Annotated in this window: 15 protein-coding genes; 7 read left to right on the top strand and 8 right to left on the bottom strand. The window is 70.2% G+C overall.

Features of this window, described 5'->3' with window-relative positions:
• The first annotated feature begins 10 nt into the window (after nt 1-10).
• The 5 genes from PBV52_RS19560 (at nt 11) to PBV52_RS19580 (ending at nt 3,410) form a co-directional block, all read left to right on the top strand.
• On the top strand, nt 11-772 hold the full coding sequence (locus PBV52_RS19560; protein ID WP_274239796.1) for a nuclear transport factor 2 family protein: 762 nt from the start codon (nt 11-13) through the stop codon (nt 770-772).
• 30 nt (nt 773-802) lie between these two features.
• A complete protein-coding gene (locus PBV52_RS19565; protein WP_274239797.1) occupies nt 803-1,126 on the top strand; it encodes a hypothetical protein in 324 nt (107 codons plus the stop codon).
• 84 nt (nt 1,127-1,210) lie between these two features.
• On the top strand, nt 1,211-2,146 hold the full coding sequence (locus PBV52_RS19570; protein ID WP_274239798.1) for a protein-ADP-ribose hydrolase: 936 nt from the start codon (nt 1,211-1,213) through the stop codon (nt 2,144-2,146).
• Nucleotides 2,143-3,033 carry an NAD-dependent protein deacetylase of SIR2 family gene (locus PBV52_RS19575; RefSeq protein ID WP_274239799.1) on the top strand — a complete coding sequence of 297 codons (891 nt, stop codon included), beginning with the start codon at nt 2,143-2,145 and terminating at the stop codon, nt 3,031-3,033. Before PBV52_RS19570 ends, PBV52_RS19575 begins: the two co-directional genes overlap by 4 nt.
• Nucleotides 3,030-3,410 (top strand): nuclear transport factor 2 family protein, encoded by a 381-nt coding sequence (locus PBV52_RS19580; RefSeq protein WP_274239800.1) that lies wholly within the window; start codon nt 3,030-3,032, stop codon nt 3,408-3,410. Before PBV52_RS19575 ends, PBV52_RS19580 begins: the two co-directional genes overlap by 4 nt.
• Nucleotides 3,411-3,471: 61 nt before the next feature.
• Here the strand turns inward: PBV52_RS19580 and PBV52_RS19585 are convergent, their stop codons facing one another.
• On the bottom strand, nt 3,472-4,545 hold the full coding sequence (locus PBV52_RS19585; RefSeq protein ID WP_274239801.1) for a sensor histidine kinase: 1,074 nt from the start codon (nt 4,543-4,545) through the stop codon (nt 3,472-3,474).
• Nucleotides 4,546-5,185: 640 nt separating this feature from the next.
• Between PBV52_RS19585 and PBV52_RS19590 the strand changes: the two genes are divergently transcribed.
• Nucleotides 5,186-6,115, top strand: coding sequence for an alpha/beta hydrolase fold domain-containing protein (locus PBV52_RS19590; protein WP_274239802.1), 930 nt, complete (start codon nt 5,186-5,188; stop codon nt 6,113-6,115).
• A 79-nt stretch (nt 6,116-6,194) separates the two neighbouring features.
• Here the strand turns inward: PBV52_RS19590 and PBV52_RS19595 are convergent, their stop codons facing one another.
• The 4 genes from PBV52_RS19595 to PBV52_RS19610 all read right to left on the bottom strand — a co-directional run bounded on the left by PBV52_RS19595 (nt 6,195) and on the right by PBV52_RS19610 (nt 11,933).
• The gene (locus PBV52_RS19595; protein ID WP_274249459.1) at nt 6,195-7,379 is read right to left on the bottom strand and encodes an AI-2E family transporter; all 1,185 of its coding nucleotides are present in this window, start codon (nt 7,377-7,379) and stop codon (nt 6,195-6,197) included.
• Between the two features lie 190 nt (nt 7,380-7,569).
• Nucleotides 7,570-8,226, bottom strand: a complete 657-nt coding sequence (locus tag PBV52_RS19600) for a response regulator transcription factor (RefSeq protein WP_274239803.1) — start codon at nt 8,224-8,226, stop codon at nt 7,570-7,572.
• Entirely contained in the window at nt 8,223-9,398 is a 1,176-nt protein-coding gene (locus PBV52_RS19605; protein ID WP_274239804.1) for a sensor histidine kinase, read from the bottom strand. Before PBV52_RS19605 ends, PBV52_RS19600 begins: the two co-directional genes overlap by 4 nt.
• 276 nt (nt 9,399-9,674) lie before the next feature.
• Nucleotides 9,675-11,933: an MMPL family transporter gene (locus tag PBV52_RS19610; protein ID WP_274239805.1), complete on the bottom strand. Its 2,259-nt coding sequence runs from the start codon at nt 11,931-11,933 to the stop codon at nt 9,675-9,677.
• A gap of 408 nt (nt 11,934-12,341) precedes the next feature.
• Here PBV52_RS19610 and PBV52_RS19615 point away from each other — a divergent pair, with 408 nt between their 5' ends.
• Nucleotides 12,342-13,109 carry an SDR family NAD(P)-dependent oxidoreductase gene (locus tag PBV52_RS19615; protein ID WP_274239806.1) on the top strand — a complete coding sequence of 256 codons (768 nt, stop codon included), beginning with the start codon at nt 12,342-12,344 and terminating at the stop codon, nt 13,107-13,109.
• 123 nt (nt 13,110-13,232) lie between these two features.
• Here the strand turns inward: PBV52_RS19615 and PBV52_RS19620 are convergent, their stop codons facing one another.
• The 3 genes from PBV52_RS19620 to PBV52_RS19630 form a co-directional block, all read right to left on the bottom strand.
• Nucleotides 13,233-14,771, bottom strand: coding sequence for an alpha/beta hydrolase domain-containing protein (locus PBV52_RS19620; RefSeq protein WP_274239807.1), 1,539 nt, complete (start codon nt 14,769-14,771; stop codon nt 13,233-13,235).
• Between the two features lie 233 nt (nt 14,772-15,004).
• Complete coding sequence (locus tag PBV52_RS19625) at nt 15,005-15,196, bottom strand: hypothetical protein (RefSeq protein WP_274239808.1); 192 nt, start codon at nt 15,194-15,196, stop codon at nt 15,005-15,007.
• A 106-nt stretch (nt 15,197-15,302) separates the two neighbouring features.
• Nucleotides 15,303-16,043, bottom strand: a complete 741-nt coding sequence (locus PBV52_RS19630; protein ID WP_274239809.1) for an SDR family NAD(P)-dependent oxidoreductase — start codon at nt 16,041-16,043, stop codon at nt 15,303-15,305.
• Between the last annotated feature and the right edge of the window lie 43 nt (nt 16,044-16,086).

Below are 16,086 nucleotides of genomic sequence, written 5' to 3' on the forward strand. Positions count from 1 at the left end.
GAGAACCATCATGAGCAACGCCAGGAACACCGTCCTGACCGCAGCCGGCGAGCTGTTCGGCCAGAAGGACCCGAGCGCGGTGGACCGCTGGGTCGCTGCCGGCTACACCCAGCACAGCGCGCTGGCCGCCGACGGCCCCGAGGCCCTGCGTCAGCTGGTCGCCGGCCTGCCGGAGGGCTTCCGGTACGAGGGTGCCCGGGTGATCGCCGACGGCGACCTGGTCGCCCTGCACGGCACGTACCACGGCTTCGGCCCGGACCCGCTGGTCGCCTTCGACATCTTCCGCGTCGACGCCGACGGCAAGCTCGCCGAGCACTGGGACGCCCTCACCCCACTGGTCGAGGACACCGCCTCCGGCCGCTCCCAGACTGACGGCCCCACCGAGCCCGCCGACCTTGACAGGACCGAGGCCAACCGCGCCCTGGTGGCGGAGTTCGCCGAGAAGGTCCTCAAGGGCGCCGACTACTCGGTCCTGACCGACTACATCTCGACCGAGACCTACCACCAGCACAACCCGGAAGCAGCCGACGGACTCGACGGCTTCGGCGCCGCCGCCGCGCAGTGGGCCGAACAGGGCAAGAACCTCGTCTACAAGACCGTCCACAAGGTCATCGCCGAGGGCGACTTCGTCCTGCTCCAGTCCGAGGGCGAGTTCGGCGTCCCCGTCGCCTACTACGACCTCTTCCGCGTCCAGGGCGGCAAGATCGTCGAGCACTGGGACGTCGTAGTTCCCGTGCCCGCCGAACTCCCGCACTCCAACGGCCTGTTCTGACACACCACGGCACCAGCAAGGAGAGATACGTTGAGTGGCCTGACCTATGCGGGGAAGACGTTCGTCTTCCGCGTCGACAACGGCGTTGTCTTCCGGAACACCTACTCGGCTGACGGCATCAGCCTGCGCTACGAGACCCTGGAGGGCCCGGCCAAGGGCGCCGAGGAGACCGTCACCCTCCACACCGCCGAGGTGGCCCCCGGCCTGTTCATCGTCGGCTGGGTCGAAGCCTCCGGCATGACGGTCACCCACCTCATGAACCTCAACACCCGAACCATCCACGCCTTCTGGACCTACGAGACGGACAACGGCCGAGTCGCCGAACTCCACACCGGAACCCTCGAACCCGCCTGAAGGCTGCCCTCACACGCCACCGTGCCCCCACCAGCCCGCGGGTGAGGGCACGGCGGCGTGCGCCCACCCGCCGGGAGGACCACCGTGTACGCGACCCCGCTGCCGCTCGCCGCCTACAGCCCCGCCATCGCTCTCGACGAGCCTTTCCGGTCCGACGTCGGTCATGTCCCAGGGGATCGGCCCGCCGACCTGGTCCGCGAGGCGCTCGGCCTGCTGGCCGACGACCCGGTGGCGTTGAGGGCAGGGCTGCGCCCCGGTGCGGCGGACCGGATCGACGATGCCGCCGCCCGGCAGCTCCTGCGCGCCGTGCTGACAGTCCGGGAGCCAGGCCCGCTGCCCACCGGGGCCGCCCGTGTGCTGGAGACGCTGCTGGCCGGCGAACGCCTGGCACGCGACACCGTCGACGCCACCTCGCTGCCCACCGTCCGCGACACGCTTCCCCACACCACGTACCGGGCCGCCGACCGGACGGTGCTGTGGCAGGGCGACATCACCGCCCTCGGCGCGGACGCCGTCGTGAACGCCGCCAACAGCGCCCTGCTCGGCTGTTTCGCCCCTATGCACCCGTGCATCGACAACGCCATCCACGCCGCCGCCGGCCCCGGCCTGCGTGCCGACTGCCACACAATCATGTCCCTGCAGGGTTACCCGGAGCCGACCGGCACGGCCAAGATCACCCGGGGCTACCACTTGCCCGCCCGCTACGTCCTGCACACCGTCGGCCCGATCGTCGACGGCCCCGTGCGCCCGCTCCACCAGCAGGCACTGGCGTCCTCCTACCGTGCCTGCCTCGACCTCGCGGCCGAAGTGGACGGCATCCACAGCGTCGCGTTCTGCGGCATCAGTACCGGCGTCTTCGGCTACCCCAGGACACCGGCCGCCCGCATCGCCCTGGACACCGTGGCCGACTGGCTCGACCTCCACCCGGAACGGTTCGACCGCGTGATCTTCAACGTGTACACGGACCACGACCTCGCCGCCTACCTCCACGCCCTGACCGAAAGAACCCGACCCCGATGAACCACCCCGCCTTCGAGATGGCAGCCGCCGCCGACACGATACGCACCTGGCTCACCGAGGCCGACCGGGTCCTGATCACCGCCGGGGCCGGACTCAGCGCCGCCGCCGGATACGACTACGGCGACGAGGACCGCTTCAAGGAGCTCTTCCCCGCCCTGCACCGCCTCGGCCTGCGCTCCCGCTACCTGGTCGGCGTCCCCCTGCCGCCCGCCCTGCTGTGGGGCTACTGGGCCGTCCACGTCGACGACATCCGCTTCTCCCCGGACCCCAACCCCCTCTACCAGCGTCTGCGCTCCTTCGTCGGCAACAAGGACCACTGGGTGATGACATCCAACGTGGATGCCCTCTTCGCGCGGGGCGGCTTCGCCGCCGACCGGGTCTTCACACCGCAGGGCGACTACGGCCGCTACCAGTGCGTCACCCCGTGCACACCCACCACCTGGGACAGCCGCCCCCTCGTCGAGCGGCTCCTCGCCGCGTACGACCCGGCCACCGGTGCTGTAATGGACCCGAGCGCCCTGCCCCGCTGCCCGAACTGCGGCGGGGAGGTCGAGATCAACGTCCGTACCGGCCCCGAGTTCGTCGACGCCCCCTACCTCCCGGCGGGCCGTCGCCTCCAGCACTGGCTGGGAACGGCACCCGCCGACACTCGCCTGCTCATCCTGGAACTCGGCGCCGGATTCAACACCCCGGGCGTGATTCGATGGCCTGGTGAACACCTGACCCGCCGCTTCTCCCACTCACGTCTCGTACGCGTCAACCCCACTCACCCCGAAACCCCCGCCGACCTCGCCGGCCGGGCTCTGCCCGTCCCGGTCGGGGCCGACGACCTGCTCGACGCACTCACTTCGCCGCACCTGACACCCGACACTACGGAGACACCGTGAGCGACCCGCAGACCAACAAGGCCACGGCCAAGGCGTTCTACGACCTGATGTTCAACCAGTGCCGTCCCGCCGAGGCCATCGACCGGTACGTCGGCGACACCTACATCCAGCACAATCCCCACGTCGGCGACGGCAAGCAGGCGTTCATCGACTACTTCGAGCGGATGGCCGCCGAGTACCCGGGCAAGCGGGTGGAGGTCAAGCGCGCCTTCGCAGAAGGCGACCACGTGATCCTGCACTGCCACCAGACCTGGCCCGCCGAGGAGTACGCCGGCATCGACATCTTCCGTTTCGACGCGGCCGGCAGGATCGTCGAGCACTGGGACGTCCTCCAGCTCATCCCAGCGACCTCCAAGAACGACAACACCATGTTCTGACCGTCGGCACCGACCGAGGCGCGAGGACGGCAGGCGCTCGTGCCGCCAAGCCGGCCAGGCATCATGCCTGGTGTGCGTCCAGGCCCGCCTTCACCGGCGGCGTCGAATGCAGGACGGCGCGAACGCTCCAGCCGCCGGCGGAGTTCGGACCGGCGGTGACCGTCCCCTGGTAGAGCGCGGCGCGTTCCCGCATGCCGAGAAGCCCCTGTCCACCGCCTTCCGAGGAACGAGCCCGTTCGAGGGCGGGCGGACCCGTGTCCTCGACGGTGACGTGCACGGCGTCCTGCTCCGCTATCACGGCGACACGGACCGCGGTGTCGGAGGCGGCGTGCTTGAGGGTGTTCGTCAGGGCTTCCTGGACTATGCGGTACACAGCGAGTTGCAGTCCTGCGGGCAGGCCGGTCAGGTCCCCGGCGGTTTCGAGACGGGCGTCGGGGCCGGCCGCACGGGTCCGCTCCAGCAGAGCCCCGAGATCGCCCGTACCCGGCTGGGGGTGAAAGGGCGCCTCATGGCGTCCCTCCTCACGAATCGCGGTGAGGAGCCGACGCAGGTCGGCCAGGGCGCCGCGCCCGCTGTCCGCGATGATCCGCAGTGTTTCCCCGCTCTTCTTCGGATTGGTCTCGGCCAGCCCCGCCGCACCGTCGGCCAGACCGACCACGACGGCGAGGGTGTGTCCGAGGATGTCGTGCATCTCCCGGGAGATACGTGCCCGTTCCGTGGCCTCCGCGAGACGAGCCCGCTGATCGCGTTCCACCTGCAGACGCGCCGCCTGGTCCTCCAGGGCGATGATGTACGAGCGCGCCACCCGGCCGGCCAGTCCCAGACCGGCGATGGCGAGAATGCAGAGCACCAGGTCGATTGTCACCGCCAGCGGGCTGTCGATCCGTGACATCTGGGTGTCCTGCGCGAAGGTCATGATCGTCACGATGGTCTGGGGGACGGTGATCGCGACCGCGACGGCCAAATGAACCGGTGGGGCGAACCGGGCGAGGTTGTACAGCATGATCAGTTGCGCGAGGAAATGAGCGTTGGTGAGAAGCCCGGACACGGCCTCCGCCAGGGAAAAGACCGTGATGACGGCGAAGACCGCAACCGGATGGCGCTGCCGCGCGAGCAGCGGGACGGTGAATCCCATCAGCACCATGAGAGCCGTGGGGAAATCGGGCCCGTCCCCGGCGGCACTGTCCACAAGACCCGGGACGCCGAGAAGCAGGCACATCAGTGGCGCCGCCCACAGCCTGACGCGGGGGTGCCTCTGGTTGGCCCTCTGCATCGAGATCAGCAGGGCCAGAAGCCGCGCGACCGTGCGATGCTCCGGGCCGCACAGAAGGCTGCCGGGTTCCACCGGACGGACCCGCGAGGGGGTGTTGGTCACAGAACGCGTCTCCGGGGTGCTTGCGGACCGTCCGCCGTCCCCGGGTGAAGAGGGCCGGCGGACGGTGGCGGAAGAAGTGCGCAGGGGGCCGTTGAGCCGCCCGTATGTCACGTTAAGGGCGTCGTCTCGACAGCGCGCGGCACTGGAGAACCCAAATCGGGGACGACGGCCCCTACCGCGGTAGTGGTCGTCCTCCTCCGAAGGGACACTCCCCGCGCACGTGGCCCGCATCCGTACTTGAGGAGGAACACGCCTCCTCCTCAAGTACCAGTCGGCCCGGTCCTGTTCGCTGCTTTGGTGCTCTGCTCCTCGCGCACGGGGTCACTAGCCTGGGCGTTGCGCAGCGGCGGCCCTCTCGAAGCGGTGAGCCCGGCGCGCGATCTCACCGAACGGAGCTGTCATGTCTCTCCTGGCCCGGCCGGCGCTCGCCTTTCCCGCCGCCAAAGTGATGCAGCGTCTGAATGCCCTGCTGGCGGACCGGCATGTCGCGTCCTCCCTGTACAAGCGCTATCCGGAGTACCCGCGGAACACCCTTGAGCTGACCGTCCCGACCTCCGTCGCCCCGGCCCGCGCTGTCGTGTACGTACCCGACCGTCCCGCCGACGCGCCGTTGCCGCCGGTCCATGTGAACTTCCACGGTGGCGGCTTCGTCCTGCCGCCTGTCGAGTTGGACGACCCGCTGTGCCGATTCCTCGCGGCCGAGGCGGGTGCGGTGGTGGTGAACGTGGACTACGTCGTCGCGCCGCAGCACCCCTTTCCGGCGCCGCCTCACCAGGCGTACGAGGTCGTCGCGTGGGTCGCCGAACACGGCGCGGAACACGGCTGGGACGGCAGCCTTCTCACCGTGGGAGGCCAGAGCGCCGGAGGAGCCCTCGCGGCTGCGGTGGCCCGCCAGGCACTGGAGAAAGGAGGCCCCTCCATCGCTCTGCAGATCCTGCACTATCCCCCCTTGGACCTCGTCACCTCTGCCAGGGACAAGCGCTCGGTCATCGCCAAACCGCTGCTGCGCCCGTGGATGGCGGATGTCTTCGACACCTCCTACGTACCGGACCTCAGCCTGCGCGGCGATCCGCTGGTCTCCCCCGCCCATCCCTCCGACACCGCCGACCTGACCGGTATCGCCCCCGCCTTCGTCATCACGCCCGAGCACGACCTCCTGCGTGCGGAAGGCACCCGCTACGCCGAGCGACTGCGCAGGGCCGGATCGCTCCACGACCACTGCGACGTGCCCGGCGCCGACCACGGCTACGACCAGAACGACGCCGAAACAGCCCGAAGCGTCTACGGTTTGATGGCCCAGCACATGCGCCAGGCGGTGTACCCCGACTGATCGCGTACCGCCCGACCGGAACAGACGAGTGGGGTACCAGCCGACCGCTTCTGGCTGGTACCCCACTCGTGTCGGCGGGTCAGGCTTCGGACACCGCGCCCCTGAGCCTGCGTGAGCGCCGTCGCGGCTTTCCCGGATCGGTTCCGGGGTCGACGAGAGTCTTGACCGCCGCTTCTTCCGTACCCCTGCCTTCTTGCTGGTAGCGGCCCCGCAGCTCCGACACCACTCCGAACACGGCCGCGGTCATGGGCACGGAGAGAAGCATGCCGAGGACCCCGGCGACCGAGGCGCCGGCTGTGAGGGCCACCAGAATCACCGCGGGGTGCATCTGCAGCGTGCGGCTCTGGATCATCGGCTGGAGCACGTTGCCCTCGAGGAGCTGCACCACGAAGACGATGCCCAGGACCCACATCGCGGTACCGAAACCACCGTCGGCGAAGGCGACCAGGACGGCGACCGCGCCGGACAGGAGCGCACCGAGGTACGGGATGTACGCGCCGATGAACACCAGCGCCCCGAGCCCGACCGCCCCCGGCACGTCCAGGACGAGCAGACCGACAGTGATGCAGACGGCGTCGACGAACGCGACGATCGTGGTGCCGCGCATGAAGCCCTCGATCGCCTGGAAGGCGCGACGGGCCATCACCTCAAGGCTCTCACCGGAGCCCCGAGGGGCGAGCGAGTGCAGTGCGGCGACGGCCCGGTCGGAGTCACGCAGGAAGAAGAACATCAGCAGGATCGCGAGTGTGCCCGTCGCGGCCATCTCGACGACCACGCTCACGCCGCTCAGCAGGCCGGATACGGCGGTGCCACCGAACTTCGACAGCAGGTCCTTCGCGTTCGCGGCGAGATCGTCCAGGGACGTCCCCGCCACCGCGAACCTCTCCTCGATCGACCCGGCTGCGTCGCGCAGCGAGGAGACGATCTGGTCCCCCGTGTCGATGAGGGCGGTCACCACGATGTACGCCGCCCCGCCCATGACCACGACGACGGCGGCACAGGTCAGCCCGGCGGCGAGCGATTTGTTGATCCTCATCGCGATCAGCCGCCGATACAGCGGGCCGAGCAGGGCCGCACCGAGCAGCGCGAGCAGAACCGGCGTCACGACGGTCTCGAACGCGACGCAGAACCACACCACCACGGAGACGACACCGCTGACGAGGAGTACCAGCGCGCTCCCCACGGCCACGCGTCGGGCGATCTCTGGGAGTGGGTCGTATCGGCGTTCCGTTCGGAGCCGTTCTGTCGGCCCCGGCCTGTTCATGGGCGCGCCCGTGGTCCTGATCACCGGACGCGCCCTGTGCAGCGGCCCCCGCCGTCCCCGCACCGCTCCCGGACGGGCTCTACCAGGCTCCTGAATGTGCGTGCTCACTTCGTTCTTCTCCACTCCCACGTGGCCGACTCCGATGACCGCTGTCCGGATCCTGCTTCGTGCCTCCACACCGTCTGGCCGCTCATGCCGGCCTCACGAGCCCCACGTCGTAGGCGAAGATGACCGCCTGGACCCGGTCCCGCGCACCGATCTTGGCCAGGATGCGGCTGACATGGGACTTCACGGTGGTCTCGGCCAGGTGCAGCTGTTCGGCGACCTCGGCGTTGCTGCAGCCGGTGGCGACCGCAGTGAGGACCTCGATCTCGCGTTCGGTGAGGGCTTCCAGCTGTCGTGTCTGATCGGCGGTGTGGCCGGGCAGGCGCGTGGTGAACGCGTCGATGAGCTTGCGGGTCAGACCCGGTGAGATGACGGCGTCCCCGGCGGCGACCGCGCGGATACCGGCGACGAGCTCCTCGGGCAGGGCGTCCTTGAGGAGGAAGCCGCTGGCTCCGGCGCGCAGGGCGTCGTAGGCGTACTCGTCCAGGTCGAAGGTGGTCATGACCAGCACGCGGGAGCGGCCACCGGAGGTGACGATGCGTCGGGTCGCCTCGATGCCGTCCATTCCGGGCATGCGTACGTCCATCAGGACGACGTCCGGGTGGAGTTCGGCCGTCATGCGTACCGCTTCGGCGCCGTGTGTGGCCTCGCCGACCACGCTGAGGTCGGGGTGCTGTTCCATGAGCATGCTGAAGCCGAGGCGTTGCAGCGCCTGGTCGTCGACGATGAGGACAGTGGTCATGCCGGGTGCTTCTCCGTAGGCGTAGGCGGGTTGGTGGGCGGGAGGAGGTGCAGCTGCGCCCGGACGCTCCAGCCGCCCCGGGCGTTCGGGCCGGTGAACACCGTCCCTTGGTAGAGCGCGGCGCGCTCGCGCATACCGAGGAGCCCCTGCCCCTTGTCGTCCCGGGGGCGCTTGCGTGGCGTGTGTGGCGGACCGCTGTCCTCGACAGCGACACGCACCGTCGCGGAGGTCGCCACGACGGCCACGTCGATCGTCGTGGTAAGAGCCGCGTGCTTGAGGGTGTTGGTCAGGGCTTCCTGCACGATGCGGTAGACGGTGAGCTGCAGTCCTGCAGGGAGGGCGGCGAGATCCCCCTCGGTGGTCAGGGTCACGGTGGGGCCGGCGGCCCGGACCCTCTCCAGGAGGGCGTCGAGGTCGGTCAGGGCGGGCTGGGGCGCCAGCGGGGAGTCGCAGGACGCGGTTGCGTTCTCGCGGAGGGTACCGAGGAGCCGGCGCAGGTCCGCCAGCGCACCACGCCCGCTGTCGGCGATGAGCTGCAGCGTCTCGGCGCCCCGCTTGGGCTTGGCCTCGGCCAGCCCGGCCGCACCGTCGGCGAGACCGACCATGACGGCGAGGGTGTGTCCGAGGATGTCGTGCATCTCCCGGGAGATGCGGGCCCGTTCCGCCGCTTCCGCGAGCCGGACCCGCTGGTCCCGCTCCACCTCCAGCCGCACGGCCCGGTCCTGCAGAGCGGTGATATACAGGCGCGCGACCCGGCCGCCCAGCCCCAGTCCGGCCATCGCGATCATGCCGAGCACCAGCATCACGGCCAGCGCCAGGGCGGTGGTGATGCGCTGGAGCTGTACGTCGGACGAGAACGCGAGGACGGTGACCAGCGTCTGAGGCACCACGACCGACACGGCCCCGGCCAACGCGACGGGAGTGGCGAAGCGGGCCAGGTTGTACAGCATGATCAGTTGGGCGAGGAAGTGTGCGTTGGTCAGCACTCCGCATGCGGCCTCCGCCAGGGAGAAGGCCGTGACGACGGCGAACACCGGGACGGGACGGCTCTGGCGCCACAGCAGGGGGACGGTGATCCCGGCCAGCAGAACCAGTGAGACGGGGACAGCGGGCCCGGGGCCGTCGTACTCGAGCAGGGGCTGGACGCCGAGCGCGGCACACAGGATCGGCATGCCCCACCTCCTGACGTGGGGATGCCTCTGGTCCGCCCGCCCTACCGAGGCCAGTAGGGTCAGGAGCCGGACGACCGTACGGTGTTCCGAGCCGCCCAGCAGAGTGCCGGGGTCGACGAGAGAGTCCTTCGATGCCGAGGTCACGAGGCGTCTCCGAGGTACGGGCGGACCGTCCGTCAGCCCCTGGGGGGAGTGAGGGCCGACGGACGGCGACTGGAGGGGCGGCTCCCACGCTGTGGGATCACGTGTGCCGGCCCACTGTAGGCGGCGCGCTGGTCAGTCCAGGCCTCCACGGGCGGGCGCGAGCGGCCTGTCCTGATCGTTTCCCGGCCCGGCTTCCCCGTCCGGCCCTGTCTTCGCGGTCGGCCCGTCCAGAACGTGCCGCAGTTTCTCGCCCTCGACGTCCACGTTGGGCAGGATGCGGTCCAGCCGCTGAGGCAGGGCCCAGGCCCGGCGGCCCAGCAGGGCCATGACCGCGGGCACGATCGTCATGCGGACGACGAAGGCGTCGAAGAGGACGGCCGAGGCGAGCCCGAGGCCGATCGACTTGATCAGTGCGGCGTCGGCGAGCAGGAATCCGGCGAAGACGGAGATCATGATGATTGCCGCGGCGGTCACCACGCGGGCACCGTGCCGGAAGCCGGCGACCACCGCTTCGGTGGGGTCGGCACCGTGGACGTACTCCTCCCGCATCCGGGTGACGAGGAAGACCTGGTAGTCCATGGCGAGGCCGAAGACCACGCCGATCATGAAGATCGGCATCACGCTCACGATAGGCGCGGTGGTGTCGACGCCGAAGACGTCCTTGAGCCAGCCCCACTGGAAGACCGCGACCAGGACACCCAGGGTCGCCACCACACTGAGCAGGAAGCCCAGTGTCGCCTTGACGGGCACCAGGATCGAGCGGAAGACGAGCAGGAGCAGGATCAGCGCGAGGCCGACGACCACCAGGAGGTAGGGCACGAGAGCGTCGCCGAGCTTGTCGGAGACGTCGATGTTCAGGGCCGTCGTGCCGGTGATCACGACTTCCGCGCCCGTGTCCTTCAGCACGGTAGGGGCGGTGGTGTCACGGATCTTCCCGACCAGGTCCACCGTCTCCTGGCTGTTCGGGGAGCCCTTCGGGACGGCCCGGATGAGGGCCACGTCACCCGAGGTGTTGAACACGGCCGGGCTCAGGGAGGCGACGTCGGGCAGCTTGCCCAGCGCGGCGGCCGTCTGCTCGGCGGCGGCCTTCGGGGCCTTGCTGTCCCGGGCGTCGACGACGACCGTGAGCGGGCCGTTGTAGCCCGGGCCGAATCCCTTGCTCAGCGTGTCGTAGGCGACCCGCTGGGTGCTGCCCGCGGGAGCCGTGCTGTCGTCGGGCATGCCCAGGCGCATCGACAGGGCCGGGATGGCCAGCACACCGAGGACCGCGACCGAGACCACGAGCGCCCGCCACGGGTGGCGGATGACGTGCTGTACCCAGCGCACGCCCATCGGCTCGCCCTCGCCGCGCTCCAGCGCTCGCATGCGCTTGGTCTGGAGGTTGCCCTTCATGATGCGCGTCCCGGCGAAGCCCAGCACCGCGGGCAGCAGGGTCAGGGCGACGACCACGGCCACGACGACCGCGAATGACGCCGCCAGGCCCAGGTCCGTCAGCAGCCGGATGCCGACGACGCTGAGTCCCGCCAGCGCGATGACCACGGTCAGGCCGGCGAAGACGACCGCCGAGCCGGCCGTCCCCAGGGCTCGGCCACAGGCGTCCTCCGGATCGTGGCCCGCCCTGATCTCGCTGCGGTAGCGGGAGACGATGAACAGGGCGTAGTCGATGGCGACCGCCAGGCCCAGCATCAGCGCGAGCGTCGACGCGGAGGAGCTCATGTCCCAGATCGCGGTCGCGATGGTGATCGAGAGGATCGCGATGATGACGCCCAGGAGCGCGGTCAGGAGCGGCAGACCGGCGGCGAGCAGGGACCCGAACGTGATCACCAGCGCCACGGCGGCCACCGCGAGCCCGATCAGCTCGGCGGCCTTCGCGCCCTCCTTCTCGTTGACGGCGTTGCCGCCCAGGCTGATGGCGAGGCCCGCCTTCTCCCCCTTGTCGGCGACGGCGTGCAGGGCGTCACGCGCCTCGCTGGTTACGTCCGCCTGGGCGACCTCGTAGGTGACCTGGGCGTAGGTGATGGTGCCGTCCTTGCTGATCAGACGGCTGGTGTAGGGGTCGGTGACGCTCGCCACCTGGGGGGCCTTCCTGAGGTCGGCGACGAGCGACTTGACCTCGGTCTTGTTGGCCCCGGACGTCAGCTTCTGCCCTTTGGGGGCTTCGACGACGACGCGGGCGGTCGCGCCGGAAGCGGACGCCTGCGGGAACTCCTTGTCGAGCAGGTCCAGCGCCTTCTGCGACTGGGTGCCCGGGATCGTGAACTGGTCCGACGTCGTGCCGGACACGCTCGCGGAGCCGATGCCGACGACCGCCAGTACGGCGATCCACAGCATCACCACGAGGCGTCGTCGCCTGAACGCGAACCGGCCGAGTCTGTAGAGGAAGGTGGCCACAGGAGTTACTCCCACCTGGGAAAACAACGGGATGGATGACGAGAACGGAGTGGGTCTGCGTGACCCGGCCATCAAGCTAGGCGCGAAAATCGAGCCGCCCACGGCACCCGGGAAGCGAATCCGGTGCCGTCGCCTCCTCCTCCGGTACTGGTCGCCCTCCTCCCGAAGCACGCGGAGAACGCTGGCACGGCAGCGCCCACCCATGGCCAGGGCCTCGGCGCACCTGGCGCGGCACGCTGTGCGACCACCTTTCGGACGAAGCGGAGCAGTACCCCGGTACTCATCGATCCGGCGGTTTTGGGTCCTGTGGTAGCTCAGGGCGCGGCTTCGTTCTCCCTAGTCTCGACGCACGGTCCGTGAGCCGGTCCCGGCCCCGCCGTCGTCGACACCCCCAGGGAGCACCCACCCATGAACAGCACCACAGGCCTGTCCGGCAAGTCCGTGATCGTCACCGGCGCCGGTTCGGGCATCGGCCGAGCCGCCGCCCTGCTCTTCGCCGCACAGGGTGCCCGTGTCGTCCTCGCCGACATCAACGGCGACGGCGCCGGGGAAGCGGCCGACGCCATAGCGACGGCGGGCGGCACCGCGGTGACCGCGGTCGGCGATCTCAGCGACCAGGAGGTCGTCGACCGTGTCGTCACCACGGCCGTGGACGCCTGCGGCGGTATCGACGTCCTGGTCAACAACGCCGGGATCATGGACCGGATGTCCGCCGTGGCCGACACCGGCGACGACGAGTGGGAGCGCGTCCTGCGGATCAACCTCACCGCGCCCTTCCTCATGACCCGCGCCGCTCTGCCTCACCTGCTGGCGGCGGGCGACGGCGCGATCGTGTTCACCGCCTCCGAGGCGTCCCTGCGGGGCAGCGCGGCCGGTGCCGCGTACACCGCCTCCAAACACGGGATCGCCGGCCTGACCAAGTCCCTCGCGGTGACGTACCGCGACCTGGGCGTCCGGACCAACGCGATCGCGCCCGGCGGCACGAAGACGGGTATCACGGCCGACCTGGACATCGAGTCGCTCGGGCCGCGCGTGCTCAGCACGTACAGGGGCAACATCGGACGCGCGGCGACCGCGGACGAACAGGCCGCCGCCATCGTCTTCCTGGCCTCCGCCGCCGCGAGCAACATCAACGGTGTGATCCTCCCGGTGGACAACGGCTGGTCGGCCGTCTGACGGGGCATCACCGGCTCCTCGCAGCAGCCGGGGTCCGCCCACGCCCGCCGGGCCCCCCGGCTACGCGCGGCTTAGGAGTCCTGCGCGTAGGGGGCATCCGGCGGGCGGGGCAGGTCCCGACGGTCACGACTTTGTCGGGGCCTTCGACCATTCGTGGGCAGCCCGGTCGAGCAGGGTCTTGCGGTCCCTTTCGAGGAGCAGTCCGCTCCCGATCAGGCTGGTGACCCGGGCGTCGTAGGCACTGAGGTAGTCGTCGAGCGAACCGTAACGTCGGCGCAGTTCCTCCGCCGTGTAGGGCTGCCAGCCGCCGTAGTTACCGCATACCGCGGTGATGCTCGCGGTGGAGACCGGTGCCACCGCGGGCGGGATCGGTGAGCCGAGCGGCAGGTCGGCTGCGGGGAAGCGCACTCCGCCGATCGGGAAACCGTCGGCGTTCGTCTGAGGCACCGTCACCTCCCGGCCGGGCAGGCCGTTGAGGAGCGCCGGATCGGCGGGACGTGCGCCGGCCGTGACCAGCTGCTCGGGCGGCATCGTCCCGCGCGGGCCGCCGATGCCGAGGCGGCGCTCCAACGCCACGAGCAGGGCCCGACCGTACGGTTGGCTGTGCAGGGGATTGAGCGGGATGGGGTTGCCGTTGTTGCAGCCGAACTGCTGGAACGCGATGTCCGCCGAGGCGGCGCTGAGCACCGGGTTGTGGGCGGCCGGCCAGTCGTACCGGTAGTAGTTGTGGACCGGGTCGGCCTGCCGGGAAATGCCGGCCCGGAGCCGGTAGTAGTCCGTGTAGGCCGCCACGTCTACGAAGACGGGGTCCGTCGCCGGCCGACGCAGCACCTGTTCAGGGGTGAGCGGCACACCGTCCGGCCTCACATACGGCACCTGGGGCTCGCCGTCCGCCGCTGCGACGCCGTTGATCGCGAGCTGGTTGCCGGCGCCGTCCTGGGCGTAGGCGCCCTGGAAGACGCGTCCGCCGGCGTCGTTGAAGCCCTCGGCAACGAAGCTGGTGACGAACCAGCTGGCCTGGCTCAGCCCCACGAGCAACCGGTGCTCGTACGCACCGAGCGGCGAGTCGGCACCGTCGAGCCATCCGGTGCGCAGCAGTCGCCCGAAGTCACGGACGATGACCTGGCCGACGCCCTGGGCCGATTCCGGCACTCCCGGTGAGATGCCGGTCTGCCACTGCACCCGGGCGTAGGAGCGACCTTCGTCGAACAGGAAGCCGTCGCCCATGCCCGGCGAGTACGAAACGTCCTGCGGGGCTCCTGTGGGCGGAGCGTCCTGCATCGAGTTGTAGCCGTGGAGCAGCAGGGGCATTCCCCGGTTCTCCGCCTCCACCACGACCTCGCTGCGGTCGTCCTGCCCGACCGGGCGGATCAGCTCGAAGCCCGAGGTGTAGGTGTGGTCCCCGTCGGTCCCGGCGACGGAGTCGAGCCCCGCCACGTGTTCCTTCCCCGACACGAGCCCGGAGACGGTGCCGGCCAGCCGCTCGTAGGGCCGGCCGCCGAAGGTGCCCAGCGACTCCTTGCGTGTCACCTGGACGTCGGTGATGCGCGAGGAGCGTTCCTCGCCCGCTGGGGCGGGCGTCGTCCCCGTCGCCATCGCCGCCGCAGCCGGGACGGCCAGGCAGGTGCCGAGGACGAGGGCCAGTAGTCGGCGTCGTTTCATGGGATCTCCTTGAGTGTGGGGGGGGGCAGTGGGGGGGCAGTGGGGGGGTTCGGCAGTGAGCCGCGCGGGCGGCCCAGGCATGTGCCGGTGGCGGCACGGAGGTGCGCGGTTCGGTGCGAGGGTCTGCGTGAGGGTCCGCGTGAGGGGGCAGAAGCGCGCGGAACGTAGCGGCCTGGCCCGCTGCCGACCGCACGGCTCAGCGGTTCCCGCACGGCCGGGGCGGGGAAGGTCGGTCAGCGGTCGCCAAGTGAGGTCTCCAGGGGGCGCGGTGCCGTACGGAATCGGTGTGTCTTCCCGCCGTCAAGGCCGTGCAGCAGACTGCCGACGAAGCCGGCCGCTGTTCCGGCTGGCAGCCCCAGCAGTGCGGCCAGCGGCACGCTGCCACTGAGTTCCGCCTGGGTGCCGCCCATGTCGCTGCCGAACATCTCAGAGGTACTCCTCTGCGTTTCGGAGAGGTCCGGGGAGTTCTCCGGGAGCCCGCGGCGCAGGCCACGGGGCCCGGAGAACTCCCCGGGAGCATGTGGTGTGCGGTCAGCGGAGCAGCGCGCCCCAGCCGCCGTCGATCGGAATGGCGAGCCCCGTGAGGTACGAGGAGCGTTCCGAGGCGAGGAAGAGAGCCAGTTCGGCGACCTCCTGCGGGGTGCCGCCGCGTTGCATCGCCGGCTTCTGGAGCTTCTCCGGTGCCGCCTGGACCGCGTTCTGGCCCATGTCGGTGAGGATGATGCCGGGGCAGAGCGAGTTGGCCCGGATGCCGTCGGTGGCGTACTCGGTCGCCGCTGACCGGGTCAGTGCGATGACGCCGGCCTTGGCGGCCGAGTAGACGCCGGCATAGGCGCCGGAGGTGGCCAGGGCGGCCAGCGAGGCCCAGTTGACTATCGAGCCGCCGCCGGTGGCGCGCATCGTACGGATTCCGTGCTTGGTGCCCAGGAACACGCCCTTGAGGTCCACGGCCATGATCCGGTCGTACATCTCCAGGCTGGAGTCCGCGAGCGGTGCTCCGTCGGCGATGCCCGCCACGTTCAGTACGGCGTCCACGCGGCCGAACTCGCGTACCGCCGTCTCGAACATCGCGACGACCTGGTCCTCCTGCGAGACGTCGCAGTGGACGGGTACGACCGCCTCGCCGAGCTCCGCCGCGGTGTCCTTCTCCTTTCCGCTGATGTCGGCGGCGACGACCTTGGCTCCGTGCTGGACGAACAGCTCCGCGCAGGCTTTGGCCATGCCGGCGCCGGCTCCGGTGATCACTGCGACCTTGCCGTCCATGTCACCCATGTGACTTCTCCTTCATGGTGGTGGTTGGGGCGGACCTGCCGAC

It is taken from the genome of Streptomyces sp. T12 (assembly GCF_028736035.1).
Lineage (GTDB): Bacteria > Actinomycetota > Actinomycetes > Streptomycetales > Streptomycetaceae > Streptomyces.